Origin of the sequence: Maricaulis salignorans (assembly GCF_900103475.1) — a bacterium.
In the GTDB taxonomy this organism is placed as follows: Bacteria; Pseudomonadota; Alphaproteobacteria; order Caulobacterales; family Maricaulaceae; genus Maricaulis; species Maricaulis salignorans.
This window is the reverse complement of sequence record NZ_FNHG01000030.1, coordinates 1-16,734: the sequence shown is the minus strand read 5'-3', so window position 1 is coordinate 16,734 and position 16,734 is coordinate 1. Positions and strand designations below refer to the sequence as shown.

Sequence of the window (16,734 nt, the reverse complement as noted above, 5' to 3'; positions counted from 1 at the left end):
ATGGAACTGTCGATCAGCTGCAGCGACTGCGGCGAGCGCCGGGCCAATTCCTCGAACACCCTCAACCAGATACCTCGCTTGGCCCAGCGATTGAACCGGTTGTAGACCGTTGTGTAAGGGCCGTACCGACCGGGAAGGTCGCGCCACGGAGCCCCGGTGCGCAGCACATAGAAGATCGCGTTCACCACCCGCCGATCGTCCACCCGCCGCTTGCCCTTGCCCGGCTTGGGCAAGAGCGGCCCGACAAGCGCCCACTCTTCATCGCTCAAATCATAACGTGCCATGATCTCCTCCTGCTTCGCGCAGAAGTGAATCACGCAATCAACGATCCGGGAATCCCCTTATTGAGTACAGACCCTAGCGCGACAGACGCTTGCGCGCCTTCTCAACGATCGCGTCAGCGGTAATCCCGAACAATTCATAGAGCTGGCCGGCGGGTGCACTGGCGCCGAAGCCGGTCATGCCGACAAAATCGCCATCGGACCCGATCAGCGCATCCCAGCCATAGCGCAGCGCCGCTTCGACACCGATACAGGGCACGCCCGGTGGCAGGATTTCGTCGCGATAGCGCCGCCCCTGCTCGAGGAAGAGGTCGATACACGGCGCCGAGACGACGCGCGCCGCAATCCCCGTTTCCGCCAATTGTGCCGCCGCATCGACGGCAAGACCGACTTCCGACCCGGTCGCGACCAGGATGATATCGGGCTCGCCTGTGGTATCGCGCAGGATATAGGCACCGCGGCTGGACCGGTTCTCCTCGCCACCATCATCGCGAAGGAAGGGCAGGGTTTGACGCGAGAGCGCCAGCACGCTTGGACCATCGAGCCGCATCAGCGCCATTTCCCACGCCTCAGCCGTCTCCAGCGCGTCGGCCGGACGGTAGACATGCATGTTTGGTATCGCGCGCAATGACGCCAGGGTTTCGACCGGCTGGTGAGTCGGGCCATCTTCGCCCAGGCCAATGGAATCATGGGTCAGCACGTAGATGACGGGCTGTTGCATCAAGGAGGACAAACGCATGGCGGGCCGGCAATAATCGGCAAACACCAGGAAGGTGGCGACATGCGCCCGGAAACCGCCATGCAGCGCGATCCCGTTGGCACAGGCGGCCATGCCATGTTCACGGATGCCGAAATGAATGTACTGGCCTGCATAGGACTCGGCGGACACAACCCCGACATCCGGCGTTTTGGTCAGATTGGAACCGGTCAGGTCGGCCGAGCCGCCCACCAGTCCGGGCCAGTCGCCAATGATCGCGGCGAGCGCTTTGCTGGACGCCACGCGCGAAGCCAGATCGGGACGGTCAGCAGCGACCTGAAGCCGCCAGGCCGTCAGGGCCGCGCGCTCGGCTTCACCGGCATCGCCCGACAGCTGGGAGACGAACTCGCCAGCCAGGTCAGAGGCCGAAAGCCGGTCACACCAGGCGGCGTGGGCGTCGCTGGCGGCGGCCGAACGCCAATCGGCGTAGATATCGTCTGGGATTTCAAACGGGCCGTGAGACCAGCCCAGTGCCTTGCGGGTCCCGGCGATCTCTTCGGCGCCGAGCGGTGCGCCATGGCTGCCGGCCGTGCCAGCCTTGGTCGGTGCGCCATAGCCGATCGTAGTGCGGCAGGCGATCAGGACCGGGCGGTCGCTGGTCTTGGCTGCGGTAATGGCCGCATCAACGGCATCGATATCATGCCCGTCAACCCGACTGACAGCCCAGCCAGCGGCTTCGAAACGCTTCAGCGTATCGGTCGATTCCGACAGGTTTGTCGGTCCGTCGATCGAAATTTCATTGTCGTCCCACAGCACGCACAGGCGATTGAGCTTGAGATGCCCGGCGAGGGATATGGCCTCATGGCTGATGCCTTCCTGAAGATCACCATCAGAGGCAATCACCCAGGTCCGGTGATCGACGAGCCCGTCGCCATAGCGTGCATTGAGCATGCGCTCCGCCAGCGCGAAGCCGACCGACATCGAGATCCCCTGCCCCAGCGGCCCGGTGGTCGCCTCGACACCGACCGTATGGCCGTATTCCGGGTGGCCGGGCGTCAGCGAGTCGAGTTGGCGGAACTGCTTGATCTGGTCGAGCGTCATATCCTCGAAGCCCGTGAGGTGCAGCAGCGAATAGAGCAGCATCGAACCGTGCCCGGCCGAGAGAATGAAGCGATCGCGATCGGCCCAGCCCGGTGCCGCCGGATCAAACTTCATATGCTTGGCCCACAACACGGTGGCGACATCGGCCATGCCCATCGGCATGCCGGGATGTCCGGAATTGGCGGCCTGCACCGCATCCATCGAGAGGGCCCGGATGGCATTGGCCATTTGAGCGAGACGGGTCGTTGGAAATGCGTTCATGGCTGTCTCTCTCTTGGCATCAGGGTCGCCCCGCTATCACCCGGCATTGCGGGCATTTCATTCCGGTACAAAGCCTGTCCGGGCCAGCATCGCCCGGGTGGAAGCGTCATAGCCGCTTAATTCACCGTCCAGAATACCCTTCGTCAGCACCTTTCCCAGTTCAACACCCCATTGGTCGAACGGGTTGATGCCGTAAAGCACGCTCTCGACGAAGACCTTGTGTTCATGCAGCGCCAGAAGCGCGCCCAGCGTGGCCGGAGTCAGATCATCGAGCAACAGGATAGAGGAGACGCGGCCGCCGGGCATGGATTTTTGTGCCGCACCGGCCGGGTCATTGCCAGGCGGAAGCTGGACGCCATCGAGCAAGGCGGCACCCTGGGCTGCCATATTGGCGGCCAGCACACGTTCGCGTGGGTCAGAGCTGGCGAAATGACGGCCAATACCGATGAAATCGACCGGGGTCGCATCACTGCCCTGGTGCAGCCACTGGAAGAAGGAGTGCTGCACCTCCGTGCCGCACCCACCCCAGACCAGCGCGCCCCCAGGCATGCCCGAAGGCAGGCCGTCAGCGGTCACTGACTTGCCCAGCGATTCCATCTCCAGCTGCTGCAGATAGCCGGGCAAGAGACCGAGACGGGCCGAGTAGGCTGCGACGCAGCGGCTGGGATAGCCCAGCACGGCGCGATTCCAGAAATCGACCAGGGCTTTCATCACCGGCAGGTTTCGCGCCAGCGGTGCCGTCGCGAAATGCTTGTCCATGGACTGCGCTCCATCGCGCAATGCCGCGAACACATCCGGACCGAGACCGATTTCAAGGCTGAGCCCGACCGCGCTCCAGACTGAATAGCGACCGCCAACCCAGTCCGGGAAGTCGAATATGTGATCCGGGTTAATCCCGAACGTGATCGCCTTGTCGCGCGCGGCGGAGGCTGCCGCGAAATGCCGCCCGGCCTGTTCCAGACCGACCTGGCCCGCCATCCAGTCGCGGGCCGCCTGCGCGGTCATCAATGTTTCCTGGGTCGAGAAGGATTTGGAGGCGATAACGAAAAGCAGGGTTTCCGGATCTGCCCCGGCGACGGTCCGGGCCAGCTCGGACGGATCGAGGCTGGCGACAAAGCGCAAGTCGGGGCCGGCCTCGGCATGGTCGGCCAGCGCGTCCGCAACCAGGCGCGGTCCCAGATCAGAGCCGCCAATCCCGATATTGATGATACGCGCCACCGCCTTGCCGGCCGGCTTGAACTGGCCCGTACGCACCTGTTGGGCGAAGGCGCGGGTCTCGGCCTGCGTCCGGTCGACCAGATGCGTCACATCCGCGCCCTCGAGCGTCGCGCCATGGCGATAGGCCATGTGCAAGGCCGGACGGTGTTCGCTTTCATTGACGATCGCGCCGGTCAGCAAGGCCTCCCGGCGGGCGCCAAACCCGGCGTCCTCGAGATGCGCGACCAGGGCGGTGATGCTGGCACCATCAAGCCTTTGCTTGCTGCAATCGAACTCGATGCCGGCATGGGAAATCAGCAGGGCGTCCGCGCGATCGCGGTCGGCAGCCATCAAATCTCTCAAGCGGACCGCGCCAAGGCGCGCTGCATGGGCGATCAGTTCTGGAGGGAGCACCATATTGTCCTAATTGATAGCAGCACGGAAAATCTAAGACCCACCGCGCAGGAACACAAGAAAGGGCAAGGGCATGCCGGTCAAACCGCTGTGCCGGCTGCCTGGGGGCTGTCGGCAGCAGGACGAAGACACTCAGCAATTCCGCCAAAGGCATGGTAAAGCGTACTGGCCGGGATCCGGTCCGAGCGCGCCTGGCCAACCGCATCGAAGCGGTCGATCCATCCGCCGGCGACGGCATTTTTCAGATGGTAGTTCAGGATACCGTCCCCGGCGCGCTGCAAATACGCGTCGGCCCCGGGATGGCCGAGGCGGCGCATCAACGCCGCGGTTCGCAGCCATTCGGTCTGCATCCAGGTCCGCGATGACCCGTCGAGCACTTCGCCGCGGGCATTGACCGCGGCGCAGAGCAGGCCGGTCCGGCCGTTGACGCCGAGCCGCATCGCGGTTTCGAACAGGGCGATGGCGGCGGGGTCGAGCGCTTCCCCGCTCAGCCGGTGAAATTCGTGCAACAGCCAGGACCATTCGCACAAATGACCCGGCTCCACGACAGCGCCCAGATCGCCGGTTGCACGCGCCCAGTCCGCGTCGAAGAACTCCCGCACGACACTCACCCCGGCATCGTGAAAAACCGTATCAAACAAGGTCTTGATGGATTTGGCGCGGGCCAGGACTTGCGGATCGCCACTCGCCTCATAAAGCGCCAGAAGCGCTTCAAACAAATGCATGTGCGGGTTCTGGCGCCGCGGCCATTGCGGGCCGGAAACAGACTCGCGATAGCCGCCAGCGGGGTCGGCCATTTCGGCGTCAAGGAAGTCCAGGGTCTCGCCGGCCAGATCGAACCATTGGACATCGCCGCTGGCGCGGCCGAGCCAGGCCAGGGCGAGCAGAATGAAGGCGTGGTCATAAAGATCACGAACCGGGTCAGCGACAGCGCCCGTTTCCGTCAGGAGATGGACCCAACCAGGCTGGCCATCAACCTGCCAGGCGCGTTGGCGCAACAGGCTGGCGGCCTCGGTGGCGCGCCCGAGACCGTCGAACCAGCCTTCATGATGGGCACGGGCGAAGACATAGATCTGCCGCGCCTGCACCCGGACCCGGCGCGCCTCGCCAATAATCACAGAGCCGTCGAGGGCGATGGATTCAGCGAATCCGCCATGCACATCGTCCCAGCCATGCGCGGCCCAGAAGGGGAGCGCTGTCTGAACTCCCCATTGTGCAATTCTGCCTACCCCGTCCACACGGCACCCCGATCAATTGGCCTGCGGCAATCTATCAGCCCAGACTGGCCATGTCCTCGTCGGAGATATCGAAATTGGCATAGACATTCTGGACATCATCGCTGTCGTCGAACGCTTCCATCATCTTCATCAGGCCGGGAACTTTTTCGCTCGGCACCGGAATCAGGTTTTGCGGCTTCCAGATCAGGTTGACCGAGACCGGATCGCCAAAGGTTTCCGACAATGCCGCGACGACATCCATCATGTCCTCGCGCGCCGTGTAAACGATGTGTTGGCCCTCATTGTCGTCATCACCCGCCTCGGCGGCGACATCATCGGCACCGGCCTCGATCGCGGCTTCCATCATGGCGTCTTCATCGGCAACGGAAAGCGGGAAACGGATCTCACCGACATTGTCGAACATGAAGGCGACCGATCCGGTCTCGCCAAGATTGCCGCCATTTTTGGCAAACGCGGTACGGACATCGGCGGCGGCGCGATTGCGGTTATCCGTCGACACTTCGACGATGACACCAACCCCGCCGGGGCCGAAGCCCTCATAGCGGATGTCCTCATAGCTATCCGCGTCGCCGCCGGCGGCCTTGTCGATCGCGCGCTGGATATTGTCTTTCGGCACCGATTGGCCCTTGGCGATCGAGACCGCGAGGCGCAGCCGCGGATTGGCATCGATATCGCCGCCACCCAGCTTCGCCGCGATCGTGATGTCCTTGGACAGTTTGGAGAACAGCTTGGAGCGAAGCTTGTCCTGGCGCCCTTTGCGGTGCTGGATGTTCGCCCATTTGGAATGTCCGGCCATGTTTGGCTTCCCTATGCCTGCGGATTCGAGGGGTTTTATTAGCGAGAATGACCGCGAAAGGCGAGCCGGTTCGCCACATTCAGGATTGATGCATCACAGCAGATCGTGATGTCCGGCCTCTTTCAGCGCGTCGACAATCTTCTTGACGCTCTGGGCGTCGTCGCGGTGCACGACCAGAACGGCGTCGCCAGTCGCGACAATGATCAGGTCCTTGACGCCGTGAATGGCAACCTTGGCGCCATTGGAAATGACGAAGGAATTCTCGCTGGCATGGATGCTGACATCGCCGCGCGAGGCATTGCCATTCTCGTCCTTGTCGGAGATCGACCAGAGCGCATCCCAGGACCCGACATCAGACCAGCCGATATCGGCCGGCACGACGACAGCCCGGCGGGTCCGCTCCATCACCGCATAGTCGAAGGAAATCGAGGGGCAGGCTTCAAAGGCGGCCAGATCAAGCGTCAACTTGGTGCCTGACTGCGCGGCCCGGCTGACGGCGTTGCGGCTGCACTGCGCGACCTCGGCACAATGCTGCTCCAGCTCGGAGAGGAGCGCGCCGGCGCCGAACAGGAATATGCCGGCATTCCAGTAATACTCGCCACTCTCGAGAAAGCCCCTGGCGGTCGCGGCATCAGGCTTCTCGGTAAACCTGTCGACGTGGAAGCCCGACAGGATCGGCTCGCCGCGACGGATATAGCCATAACCCGTTTCAGGCCCATCCGGTTCGATACCAAAAGTGACCAGCTGCCCCTGCGCCGCAAGCGCCGCGCCGTGAGCGATCGCCTGGTGGAAACCGTCAATATCGCGAATGTGGTGGTCAGCGGGCAGGAGGAGGATGAGGACATCCTCGCCGAGCTCGCGCCGGGCCAGTTCGGCCGCCACAGCCGCCACCGGCGCCGTATTGCGCCCGACCGGTTCGACGACATAACAGGACGGGGCACAGCCGGTCTCATCGAGCTGCTGCCTGGCACGCACATACTGGCTTTCATTCAGGACGATGATCGGCGCTTCAAACTCGAAATCCTTCGAGCTGGCAGCCACCCGCCGGGCCGTTTCCTGCACCATGCTCAGCTCGGTTACGAGCGGGTGCAATTGCTTGGGATGGGCTGCCCTGGAGAGCGGCCACAGACGGGTCCCAGATCCACCGGACATGATAACCGGGACAATTCGCACCACCATTCGTCAGCCCTCATATTGCTGCCCGTCTCCAGACCGCATTGCCGGATGCGAAGCCTACAATTCCAGTGGGCCAAAGCACAGGCTCGCCCGCAGGTCACATGCCGTTGGCGGCCCGATGGTTATTGGGGAGACAACACGGCCCGGCCAGGCGCGCCTTGCAGGCGAACCGCGTCGTCCCGTGATACCGGTCAGACGTTGACGGCCTTGCCATCGGTCGCCACGCAGGTCGCCGGCGGAAAATTGCGGATCGTCAGAAAATTGAGAAACTGGCCGAGCATGCTCGCACTGTCCGTCTGGACAACGCGAATATAGGATTCCGATTCCTGCAGGCTGGTGGTGAACACACAAGCCTGGTTTTCCAGGTCGCTCTCTTCGCAAGACCTCAGAAAATCAACCAGATACTGATCGAACACATGAGCGTCCTGCGCTCTGTCAAACCGGATCGTCTGCTTAAACATGCCATCCCCCGACAGCTAACACCTACCACACGAACCCACTGTGGCGAAGGCCCGGTGACCCTGGCACGCGCCGGGTCACTGTTTCCCCTACAGTGCGCTTCGGCAGGTGTCCGACTCATGCTGGCCAGGACTTGCTGCCATCGATCACACCGTCATGTGTTTTGCCACAATGGCAAATGCGACGGCATGGCTCCCGTGATCAGGATCATGACATATGTGTAATTTTTCAAGTGGCCAGAATCAGTCCCCGCCCATTTGCCTGTGGTGGCAGGGCGCAACAACTGAGAATGATCCGACTCAGGATTGTGGAATCTGCCCGGACAGCTGACCGCCAATCCGGATCGGCTCACAGCGCAGTGCCAGACCCGTGGCGTCGTCGGTCTCGACAAACACGCCGCAAACCGTGGCCTCTCCTGTTGCCGGTTCAAACCGGCCCGTGCGCATCCGGGTCGTGAAGCGGCGCAAGGGCTCTTCCTTGTCCATGCCGATCACCGAGTCATAATCGCCGCACATGCCGGCATCGGTCTGGTAGGCCGTGCCGCCGGGGAGGATGCGCGCATCTGCGGTCGGGACATGGGTGTGTGTTCCAACCACGAGGCTGGCACGTCCATCACAAAACACGCCCATCCCCATTTTCTCGCTGGTCGCCTCGGCGTGGAAGTCGATGATGATCGCATCGGCCACCTGCCCCATCGGCGCGGCTGCCAGCTCCCGCTCGATGGTCGAGAAGGGGTCATCGAGGGTCTCCATGAACAGGGCCCCCATCAGATTGACCACCAGAACACGCGAGCCATTGGCCGCTTCGATCAGATTGGCACCCTTGCCCGGCGTCGATCCGGCCGGGAAATTGGCCGGGCGCAAGAGACGCGGTTCACGATCGATATAGGTCAGCGTCTCGCGCTGGTCCCAGGCGTGATTGCCCAGGGTGAGCGCATCAACACCAAGATCGAACAGGCCTTCACAAATCTTCTCGGTGACGCCAAACCCGGCTGCGGCGTTCTCGGCATTGACGACGACGAAGTCGAGGGCGAGGCGCTGGCGCAGGTCAGGCAAATGCGCTTCCAGCGCCCGGCGTCCGGTCTTGCCGACAATGTCACCGAAAAAAGCAAAACGCATGCGAGGCTCCAGGCGCGATCAGTCCGCAGGACAGGGCAAGGCGCGGGATATGGCGCATATCGGCTGTAAAGTCCAAATCATGACTGATGATCGCACGCCGTCAGGCCGCGACGGTCTTGCCCGGAACGTAATCAAGGATCGGCCCCAGCGCCCGCTCGGCATCCTCCACCGGCCAGCCCTTGCGAGCGGCATAGTCCTCGACCTGATCGCGCAGAATGCGCCCGACGGCAAAATAGCAGCTATCGGGATGCGACAGATAGAGACCCGACACCGATGAAGCCGGCGTCATGGCGAAGGAATTGGTCAGGCTGACGCCGGTCGCTTGGGCGGCATCGAGCAAGGCGAACAGGGTGCGTTTTTCCGAGTGATCCGGCTGCGAGGGATAACCGGCCGCAGGGCGGATCCCGGAATAGGTCTCGGCGATCAGATCCTGGCGCGACAGGCTTTCGCCCGGCGCATAGCCCCAATGCTCGCGGCGCACCTGTTCGTGCAGCCATTCGGCACAGGCCTCGGCCAGCCGGTCGGACAATGCCTTGAACATGATCGAGGAATAATCGTCCTTCTCGTCTGCGAAGCGGGCATGAATGGCTCCATTGTCACCGGCCGTGACGACAAAGCCGCCGAGATAATCGGCATGCCCGGCCGGGGCGATGAAGTCGAACTGCGACAGGTGCGGTCGGGCATTATCCTTGGCCGCCTGCTGGCGCAGACCATGGAAGGTGTCGAGCCGCGTCGAACGGGTGTCATCGCTATAGAGAACGGCATCATCGCCGACGCGATTGGCGGGCCAGAAGCCGCACACGGCCTTGGGCGTCAGCAAGTCCTCATCGACGATGCGTTTGAGCATGGCCTGGGCATCGGCGAACAGGTCGCGGGCAACGGCGCCGCGCTTGGGGTCATCGAAAATCGCCGGATAGCTGCCCTTGAGCTCCCAGGTAAAGAAGAAGGGCGTCCAGTCGATATAATCGATCAGAGTCTCGACCGAAGGCGAGAAACTCCTGGTCCCGAGGAAGGCCGGCTTGGGCGGGCTATAGGCCGACCAGTCGCAATCCCAGGCATTCGCCCTTGCCGTCTCCAGCGGCAAGCGCGCCTTCTTCGAGCGAGCCGCGAGACGGCGCTCACGGATCCTGGCCAGGTCCTCACGCACCCCCGCCGCATAGGCCTCGCGGCCATCGCCCAGCAGTTTGGAGACGACACCGACAGCGCGGCTGGCATCGAGCACATGGATGACCGGTGCAACGGAAATCGCCGGGTCGATCTTGACCGCTGTATGGGCCGGGCTGGTAGTGGCGCCACCAATCATCAACGGCAGGGTGATATTGCGCCGCTCCATCTCGGAGGCGACGAAGACCATCTCGTCGAGCGAAGGCGTGATCAGTCCGGACAGGCCGATCACATCGGCCTTTTCGCGCAGGGCGGTCTCGATAATGGTCTCACAGGTCACCATCACGCCGAGATCGATCACCTCATAGCCATTACATTGCAGCACCACGCCGACGATATTCTTGCCGATATCGTGGACATCGCCCTTCACCGTCGCCATCACGATCTTGCCGGCCGAGGATTGCGCCTCGCCTGCGGCTTCCTTTTCGGCTTCCATGAAGGGGATAAGGTGGGCCACGGCCTGCTTCATCACGCGGGCCGATTTGACCACTTGCGGCAGGAACATCCGGCCATCGCCGAACAGATCGCCAACGACATTCATCCCGTCCATCAACGGGCCTTCGATGACATGCAGCGGCCGTTTGGCCTGCTGGCGTGCCTCCTCGGCATCGGCGACGATGAATTCATTGAGACCGTGAACCAGGGCATGCTTGATGCGCTCATTGACCGGCGCCTCACGCCAGGAAAGGTCCCGCTCCTTGGCCTTTGAGCCACCGCTATCGCGATAGGTCTCGGCCTCGGTCAGCAGGCGGTCGGTCGCATCCTCGCGGCGATTGAGGATCACATCCTCGACCAGCTCGCGCAGCTTCGGTTCGATATCGTCATAAATGTCGAGCTGGCCAGCATTGACGATGCCCATATCCATGCCGGCATGAATGGCGTGGTAGAGGAAGACGGTATGCATGGCCCGGCGCACCGGCTCATTGCCGCGGAAGGAAAAGGACACGTTCGAGAGCCCACCGGAGACATGGCAGCCGGGCAGCTCCTTGCGGATGCGCCGCGTCGCCTCGATGAAGGCGACGGCATAGTCATTATGCTCTTCGATACCGGTGGCGACGGCAAATATATTGGGGTCGAAGATAATGTCTTCCGGTGCGAAGCCGACCGTATTGACCAAAAGGTCATAGGCGCGTTTGCAGATATCGACCTTGCGGTCTGCGGTGTCGGCCTGGCCCTGCTCATCGAAAGCCATCACAACGACGGCGGCACCATAGGCCTGGCACAGACGCGCCTGTTTGAGGAAAGTCTCCTCGCCTTCCTTCAGGCTGATCGAATTGACGATCGGCTTGCCCTGCGTGTTTTTCAGCCCGGCCTCGATCACCTCCCATTTGGAGCTGTCGATCATCACCGGGACCCGCGCCACATCGGGTTCAACCGCGATCAGCCGCATGAATGTGGTCATCGCTTCGACACTGTCGAGCAGGCCCTCATCCATATTGATGTCGATGATCTGGGCGCCATTCTCCACCTGCTGTCGCGCCACCGCGACCGCGGCGCCGTAGTCGCCCGCCGTGATCAGACGGCGAAACACCGCCGAACCGGTCACATTGGTGCGCTCGCCAACATTGACGAAAGTGGAGACAGGTTTGGTCATGGACACATTATCTCAAGCTGACAGTTCGAACGGCTCGAGGCCGGCCAGATGCATGGCGCGCTCGCGGCGGGCGGGCTGGTGGGGCGGCGCACCGCTGGCCGCTTCGGCGATGGCGCGAATATGGGCCGGGGTGGTGCCGCAGCACCCGCCAAGAATATTGACCAGGCCAGAGCGCGCCCACTCGCCCAGATGGGCCGCCGTCTGTTCCGGCGTCTCGTCATACTCGCCCATATCATTGGGCAGACCCGCATTGGGATAGGCGAGGATGCGTGTATCGACGACGCGCGACAGCTCGGCGATATAGGGCCTGAGCTCATCGGCCCCGAGGGCGCAATTGAGCCCAATGGCCCAGGGCCGGGCATGGCGGACAGAATACCAGAAGGCCGTCGCCGTCTGGCCGGAGAGGGTGCGGCCGGACCGGTCAGTAATCGTGCCCGACAGCATGATCGGGCGGTCTACCCCCTCCTCGGTTCGCAGATCCATCAGCGCCTTGATCGCCGCCTTGGCGTTGAGCGTGTCGAAAATCGTCTCGACCAGAAAAAAGTCGACATGATCCGCCATTGCCCGGGCCTGTTCGGCATAACTCAGACGGACCTGATCGAAATCGACCTCGCGAAAGCCCGGATCATTGACCTGGGGCGAGATCGACAATGTCTTGTTGGTCGGGCCAATCGCGCCGGCAACACCCTTGGGCGCACCGGTGCTGGTCTCCTGCTCATCGGCCGCCTCGCGGGCCAGACGGGCACCTTCGCGAGCAATCTCCGGGGCCAGATCCTGCATGCGGTAATCGGCCTGGGCGATCGATGTCGAGGAGAAGGTATTGGTCTCGGCGATATCGGCACCGGCATCGAAATAGGCGTGATGGATCGCCTTGACCGCCGCCGGGGCACTCAAATTGAGGATGTCGTTATTGCCCTTGATCAGGGTCGCCCAGTCCGCAAACCTCTGGCCACGATAGCCCGCCTCATCAAGCTTGAGATCCTGGATTTGCGTCCCCATCGCCCCGTCGAGGATCAGGATGCGGTCACGGGCGATCCGCTCGAGCGCGGCCAGCCGGTCAGTGCGCGCCGTCATGCCGCGGCTTCCGTCGCGGCGAGTTTTGGTTTGACGCCCAGCAAGTGACAGGTCGACAGGGCAAGTTCGGCCCGGTTGAGGGTGTAGAAGTGGAAATCATCCACCCCGGCCTCGTGCAGATCGGCGCATAATTGAGCTGCCAGGTGCGCGGTCACCAATTGCCGCGTTGCCGCATCCTCGTCCAGGCCATCAAAATGCCGGTGAACACGGTCGGGGATATGGGTATTGCACAGGCCGGCAATCCGGGTGAGCCCCTTGAAATTGGGTTGCAGCATGATGCCCGGCACGATCGGGACCGTGATCCCCGCCTGCCGGGCGCGGTCACGAAAGCGCAGGAAAGTCTCAGGTTCGAAGAAAAATTGTGTGATGGCGCGTGTGGCACCGGCATCGATCTTGGCCTTCAGCAGATCAAGATCATGCTCGAGGCTCGCGCTCTCGGGATGCTGCTCGGGATAGCAGCCAACCGAGATTTCGAAATCACCGATGGCACGGATACCGGCTGCCAGCTCGGCTGCATTGGCATAGCCGCCGGGCGCCGGGCGATAGGCTTCACCAATCCCCTCCGGCGGATCACCGCGCAGCGCAACGATATGGCGCACGCCGGCATCGCGATAATCGCGGATCACCTCATCGATTTCCGCCCGGGTCGCCGAGACGCAGGTCAGGTGCGCCGCTGGCGGGATAGCGGTCTCGTCGACGATGCGGTGGACAGTGCGGTGCGTGCGTTCACGGGTCGTGCCGCCGGCTCCATAAGTCACCGACACAAAGGCCGGGTCGAGCGGCTCAAGGCGACGGATCGACTCCCATAGCGTCGCTTCCATCGCCCCGGTTTTGGGCGGAAAGAACTCGAAAGAGACGGAAAGACCGTCACCGGAAGCTTTGCCTGCACTCATAATCTCACACCTCAATCGCCGTCCCGGGGCACAGGGCCACCGGGCCCGCTGCAGTCAATCTGCTACATAGTGAGACATAAAGATATCTTTATATGATGGAATGCGCTACCCGCTTCTTGCAGCCGGCGGGAAGAAACCATCGCCGGCACCATCTCAACCGGCGTGGTGGTCTGGCGCGATACACGCGGCAGCACAGCTTCCTTGCGCCGCAACCGCTAATCTGCTTCTGTCCAAATCACATAAGGCAATCGTTATATGAGGAGTCGTCCTTGAGCCGCTCATCCTACATTTTCACCAGCGAGAGCGTGTCGGAAGGTCATCCCGACAAGGTCTGCGACCGCATTTCCGATACCGTCGTCGACCTGCTGCTCAGCAAGGATCCCGAAGCGCGGGTTGCCTGTGAGACGCTGACCACGACCAATCAGATCATCCTCGCCGGCGAAATCCGGTGCGCCGTGGATGTCTCTTCCGAAGAGATCGAAGCGGCGGCCCGCGAGGCCGTGCGCGATATCGGCTATGAGCAGGACGGTTTTCACTGGAAGAATTCGACCTTCCAGAACTTCCTGCACGGCCAGTCCGAGCATATCGCCCAGGGCGTTGATGGCGGCGAGAACAAGGATGAGGGCGCTGGCGACCAGGGCATCATGTTTGGCTATGCCACCAATGAAACGCCCGAACTGATGCCGGCACCGATCCAGTATTCGCACCAGATCCTCAAGCGCATGGCCATCCTGCGCAAATCCGGCGCGCGTCCGGAATTCGAGCCGGATGCCAAATCCCAGGTCACCCTGCGCTATCAGAATGGTCAGCCGGTCGGTGTCGAGTCGGTCGTCGTCTCGACCCAGCACAAGGACGGGATGACCCAGGAACAGATCCGCGAACTGGTTCGCCCGATCGTCTCCGAAGTCCTGCCCGAAGGCTGGTTCCCGCCCGAGGCTGAATTCTACGTCAATCCGACCGGCACGTTCGTGATCGGCGGCCCCGATGGCGATGCCGGTCTGACCGGACGCAAGATCATTGTCGACACGTATGGCGGCGCTGCACCACATGGCGGCGGAGCCTTCTCCGGCAAGGATCCGACCAAGGTCGACCGGTCCGCCGCCTATGCCTGCCGCTGGCTGGCCAAGAATGTTGTCGCCGCCGGCCTGTCCGAACGCTGCACCATCCAGGTCTCCTATGCGATCGGCGTCTCCAAACCTCTCTCGCTCTATGTCGACCTGCACGGCACCGGCCAGATCGACGAGACCCGGCTGGAAGATGCGCTGCGGCAAATGGCCGATCTGTCGCCGCGCGGTATCCGCACCCGGCTGCAACTTAATCGTCCGATCTATGCGCGCACCGCCGCCTATGGCCATTTCGGGCGCAATCCCGACACTGAAGGCGGCTTCTCCTGGGAGAAAACCGACCTCGCCGAAGATCTGCGTAAACTGGCGTAAATCTGTTACAAGCGGGCCGGCACGGTCGGCCCGCTTGTCCGAATGTTTCAAAAAATCATACCCAAATAGAAGGACCTGATGGTCATGACGCAATTTGCTGCGGACAAACCCTATCTCGTGAAAGACATGTCGCTGGCCAAATGGGGCCGGATCGAAATGGATATGGCCGAGATCGAAATGCCCGGCCTGATGGCCCTGCGCGCCGAGTTCGGCAAAGCCCAGCCGCTGAAGGGCGCCCGCATCGCCGGCTCGCTCCACATGACGATCCAGACCGCCATCCTGATCGAGACCCTCACCGCCCTGGGCGCCGAAGTGCGCTGGGCCTCGTGCAATATCTTCTCGACCCAGGACCATGCCGCCGCAGCCATCGCCGAGAGCGGCGTGCCGGTCTTCGCCACCAAGGGCGAAACGCTGGCGGAATACTGGGATTATGCCGACGCCATCTTCCATTGGGGCAATGGCGAAACCGCCAATATGATCCTCGATGATGGCGGCGATGCCACCATGTATCTGATCCTCGGCGAAAAGGCCGAAGCCGATCCATCCGTGCTTGATCATCCGAAATCGGAAGAGGAAACCGCCCTCTTCGCCCAGATCAAGAAGCGTATTGCAGCCAGCCCGGGCTGGTTCGCCAAGGCCAAGGCCGCCATCCAGGGCGTCTCGGAAGAGACCACGACCGGCGTGATGCGCCTGTACCAGATGCACAAGCGCGGCGAGCTTCCCTTCCCCGCCATCAACGTCAATGACAGCGTCACCAAGTCGAAATTCGACAATCGTTATGGCTGCCGCGAAAGCCTGGTCGATGCGATCCGCCGCGGCACCGATGTGATGATGGCCGGCAAGACCGCGCTGGTCTGCGGCTATGGCGATGTCGGCAAGGGTTCCGCTGAATCCCTGCGCGGCGCCGGCGCCCGCGTCTTCGTTACCGAGATTGATCCGATCTGCGCCCTGCAGGCCTGCATGGACGGTTTCACTGTCGTCACCATCGATGATGTCGTCGGCGATATGGACATTTTCGTTACCGCGACCGGCAATAAGGACATTATCACCGTCGACAATATGCGGGCGATGAAGGACATGGCGATCGTCTGCAATATCGGCCATTTCGACAATGAGATTCAGGTCGAGGCCTTGCAGAATTTCGAATGGACCAATGTCAAACCACAGGTCGACATCATCAATTTCCCTGAGGGCAATCGCATCGTCCTTCTGTCGGAAGGCCGCCTGGTCAATCTCGGCAATGCCACCGGCCATCCAAGCTTCGTGATGTCCGCCAGCTTCACCAATCAGACGCTGGCCCAGATCGAACTCTGGACCAAGGGCGACCAGTACGACAACAATGTCTACATCCTGCCCAAGCATCTCGACGAGAAGGTCGCTGCCCTGCACCTGCCCAAGCTCGGCGCCAAGCTGACCGTGCTGTCCGCTGAGCAGGCCGAATATCTCGAACTGCCAAAGACCGGCCCGTTCAAGGCCGATCATTACCGCTACTAGGCCTCAGGCCCCGTACCGGATTGAAAAGCGCTCCCGGCCTGTGCCGGGGGCGTTTTTGTTTGGCGGCACACGAAAATCTCCACGCCGCAAGCGGCTGGAGGTTTGAGTGGGGCCTCCCTGGGATGGGAGGGTGCGGGACGCCGGCGAATGCCGGTAACCGGTAGTGTAAGTAGCGTGACATTCGTGACGTCCCGCACGTGCAGTTTTCCCGTGGCGTCTCCACCGCCGTTTCCAATCCAGAAAGGTATTCGGGTCGGTCGTTTAGTGCCGTCAGACCTTAATGGACGCCCTGCCAGTGCTCAGGTTGTCACCCCTTCGCCCGGACAGGCTGCACGCTCCCG

13 protein-coding genes are annotated in these 16,734 nt (G+C 62.3%); 2 read left to right on the top strand and 11 right to left on the bottom strand.

The window, feature by feature from the left end; translation table 11 throughout:
* From BLT42_RS14755 to metF, 11 genes are all read right to left on the bottom strand, one after another.
* On the bottom strand, positions 1–284 hold a 284-nt coding region (locus BLT42_RS14755), incomplete at its 3' end, for an IS5 family transposase (protein WP_143024100.1).
* A 73-nt stretch (positions 285–357) separates the two neighbouring features.
* On the bottom strand, positions 358–2,340 hold the full coding sequence (gene tkt / locus BLT42_RS14750) for a transketolase (RefSeq protein WP_091771934.1): 1,983 nt from the start codon (positions 2,338–2,340) through the stop codon (positions 358–360).
* A gap of 57 nt (positions 2,341–2,397) precedes the next feature.
* Positions 2,398–3,954, bottom strand: a complete 1,557-nt coding sequence (gene pgi, locus BLT42_RS14745) for a glucose-6-phosphate isomerase (protein WP_091771933.1) — start codon at positions 3,952–3,954, stop codon at positions 2,398–2,400.
* A gap of 77 nt (positions 3,955–4,031) precedes the next feature.
* Complete coding sequence (locus BLT42_RS14740) at positions 4,032–5,189, bottom strand: AGE family epimerase/isomerase (RefSeq protein ID WP_091771932.1); 1,158 nt, start codon at positions 5,187–5,189, stop codon at positions 4,032–4,034.
* A gap of 34 nt (positions 5,190–5,223) precedes the next feature.
* Entirely contained in the window at positions 5,224–5,985 is a 762-nt protein-coding gene (locus BLT42_RS14735) for a YebC/PmpR family DNA-binding transcriptional regulator (RefSeq protein ID WP_091771931.1), read from the bottom strand.
* Positions 5,986–6,078: 93 nt separating this feature from the next.
* Entirely contained in the window at positions 6,079–7,164 is a 1,086-nt protein-coding gene (locus BLT42_RS14730; protein ID WP_091771930.1) for a mannose-1-phosphate guanylyltransferase/mannose-6-phosphate isomerase, read from the bottom strand.
* A 188-nt stretch (positions 7,165–7,352) separates the two neighbouring features.
* Positions 7,353–7,622 (bottom strand): hypothetical protein, encoded by a 270-nt coding sequence (locus tag BLT42_RS14725; RefSeq protein ID WP_091771929.1) that lies wholly within the window; start codon positions 7,620–7,622, stop codon positions 7,353–7,355.
* Between the two features lie 297 nt (positions 7,623–7,919).
* Positions 7,920–8,738, bottom strand: a complete 819-nt coding sequence (locus BLT42_RS14720; RefSeq protein WP_091771928.1) for a TIGR00282 family metallophosphoesterase — start codon at positions 8,736–8,738, stop codon at positions 7,920–7,922.
* 100 nt (positions 8,739–8,838) lie between these two features.
* Complete coding sequence (metH, locus tag BLT42_RS14715) at positions 8,839–11,496, bottom strand: methionine synthase (RefSeq protein WP_091771927.1); 2,658 nt, start codon at positions 11,494–11,496, stop codon at positions 8,839–8,841.
* 12 nt (positions 11,497–11,508) lie between these two features.
* Positions 11,509–12,570 carry a homocysteine S-methyltransferase family protein gene (locus BLT42_RS14710; protein ID WP_091771926.1) on the bottom strand — a complete coding sequence of 354 codons (1,062 nt, stop codon included), beginning with the start codon at positions 12,568–12,570 and terminating at the stop codon, positions 11,509–11,511.
* Complete coding sequence (gene metF / locus BLT42_RS14705) at positions 12,567–13,463, bottom strand: methylenetetrahydrofolate reductase [NAD(P)H] (protein WP_091771925.1); 897 nt, start codon at positions 13,461–13,463, stop codon at positions 12,567–12,569. The genes BLT42_RS14710 and metF overlap by 4 nt, the downstream gene beginning before the upstream one ends.
* A gap of 269 nt (positions 13,464–13,732) precedes the next feature.
* On the opposite strand from metF, the gene metK reads away from it, so the two are divergent.
* Together metK and ahcY are read left to right on the top strand one after the other, a co-directional pair.
* Positions 13,733–14,899 (top strand): methionine adenosyltransferase, encoded by a 1,167-nt coding sequence (gene metK / locus BLT42_RS14700; RefSeq protein WP_091771924.1) that lies wholly within the window; start codon positions 13,733–13,735, stop codon positions 14,897–14,899.
* A gap of 84 nt (positions 14,900–14,983) precedes the next feature.
* Positions 14,984–16,393, top strand: coding sequence for an adenosylhomocysteinase (ahcY, locus tag BLT42_RS14695; protein WP_091771935.1), 1,410 nt, complete (start codon positions 14,984–14,986; stop codon positions 16,391–16,393).
* The last annotated feature ends 341 nt before the right edge of the window (positions 16,394–16,734 follow it).

What these genes read in the sequence shown, in the direction of transcription:
- tkt (WP_091771934.1), bottom strand. Translation starts at nt 2,340, where the DNA reads ATGAACGCATTTCCAACGACCCGTCTCGCTCAAATGGCCAATGCCATC.
- ahcY (WP_091771935.1), top strand. Translation starts at nt 14,984, where the DNA reads ATGACGCAATTTGCTGCGGACAAACCCTATCTCGTGAAAGACATGTCG.
- BLT42_RS14735 (WP_091771931.1), bottom strand. Translation starts at nt 5,985, where the DNA reads ATGGCCGGACATTCCAAATGGGCGAACATCCAGCACCGCAAAGGGCGC.
- metF (WP_091771925.1), bottom strand. Translation starts at nt 13,463, where the DNA reads ATGAGTGCAGGCAAAGCTTCCGGTGACGGTCTTTCCGTCTCTTTCGAG.
- BLT42_RS14720 (WP_091771928.1), bottom strand. Translation starts at nt 8,738, where the DNA reads ATGCGTTTTGCTTTTTTCGGTGACATTGTCGGCAAGACCGGACGCCGG.
- BLT42_RS14730 (WP_091771930.1), bottom strand. Translation starts at nt 7,164, where the DNA reads ATGGTGGTGCGAATTGTCCCGGTTATCATGTCCGGTGGATCTGGGACC.
- pgi (WP_091771933.1), bottom strand. Translation starts at nt 3,954, where the DNA reads ATGGTGCTCCCTCCAGAACTGATCGCCCATGCAGCGCGCCTTGGCGCG.
- metH (WP_091771927.1), bottom strand. Translation starts at nt 11,496, where the DNA reads ATGACCAAACCTGTCTCCACTTTCGTCAATGTTGGCGAGCGCACCAAT.
- BLT42_RS14725 (WP_091771929.1), bottom strand. Translation starts at nt 7,622, where the DNA reads ATGTTTAAGCAGACGATCCGGTTTGACAGAGCGCAGGACGCTCATGTG.
- BLT42_RS14710 (WP_091771926.1), bottom strand. Translation starts at nt 12,570, where the DNA reads ATGACGGCGCGCACTGACCGGCTGGCCGCGCTCGAGCGGATCGCCCGT.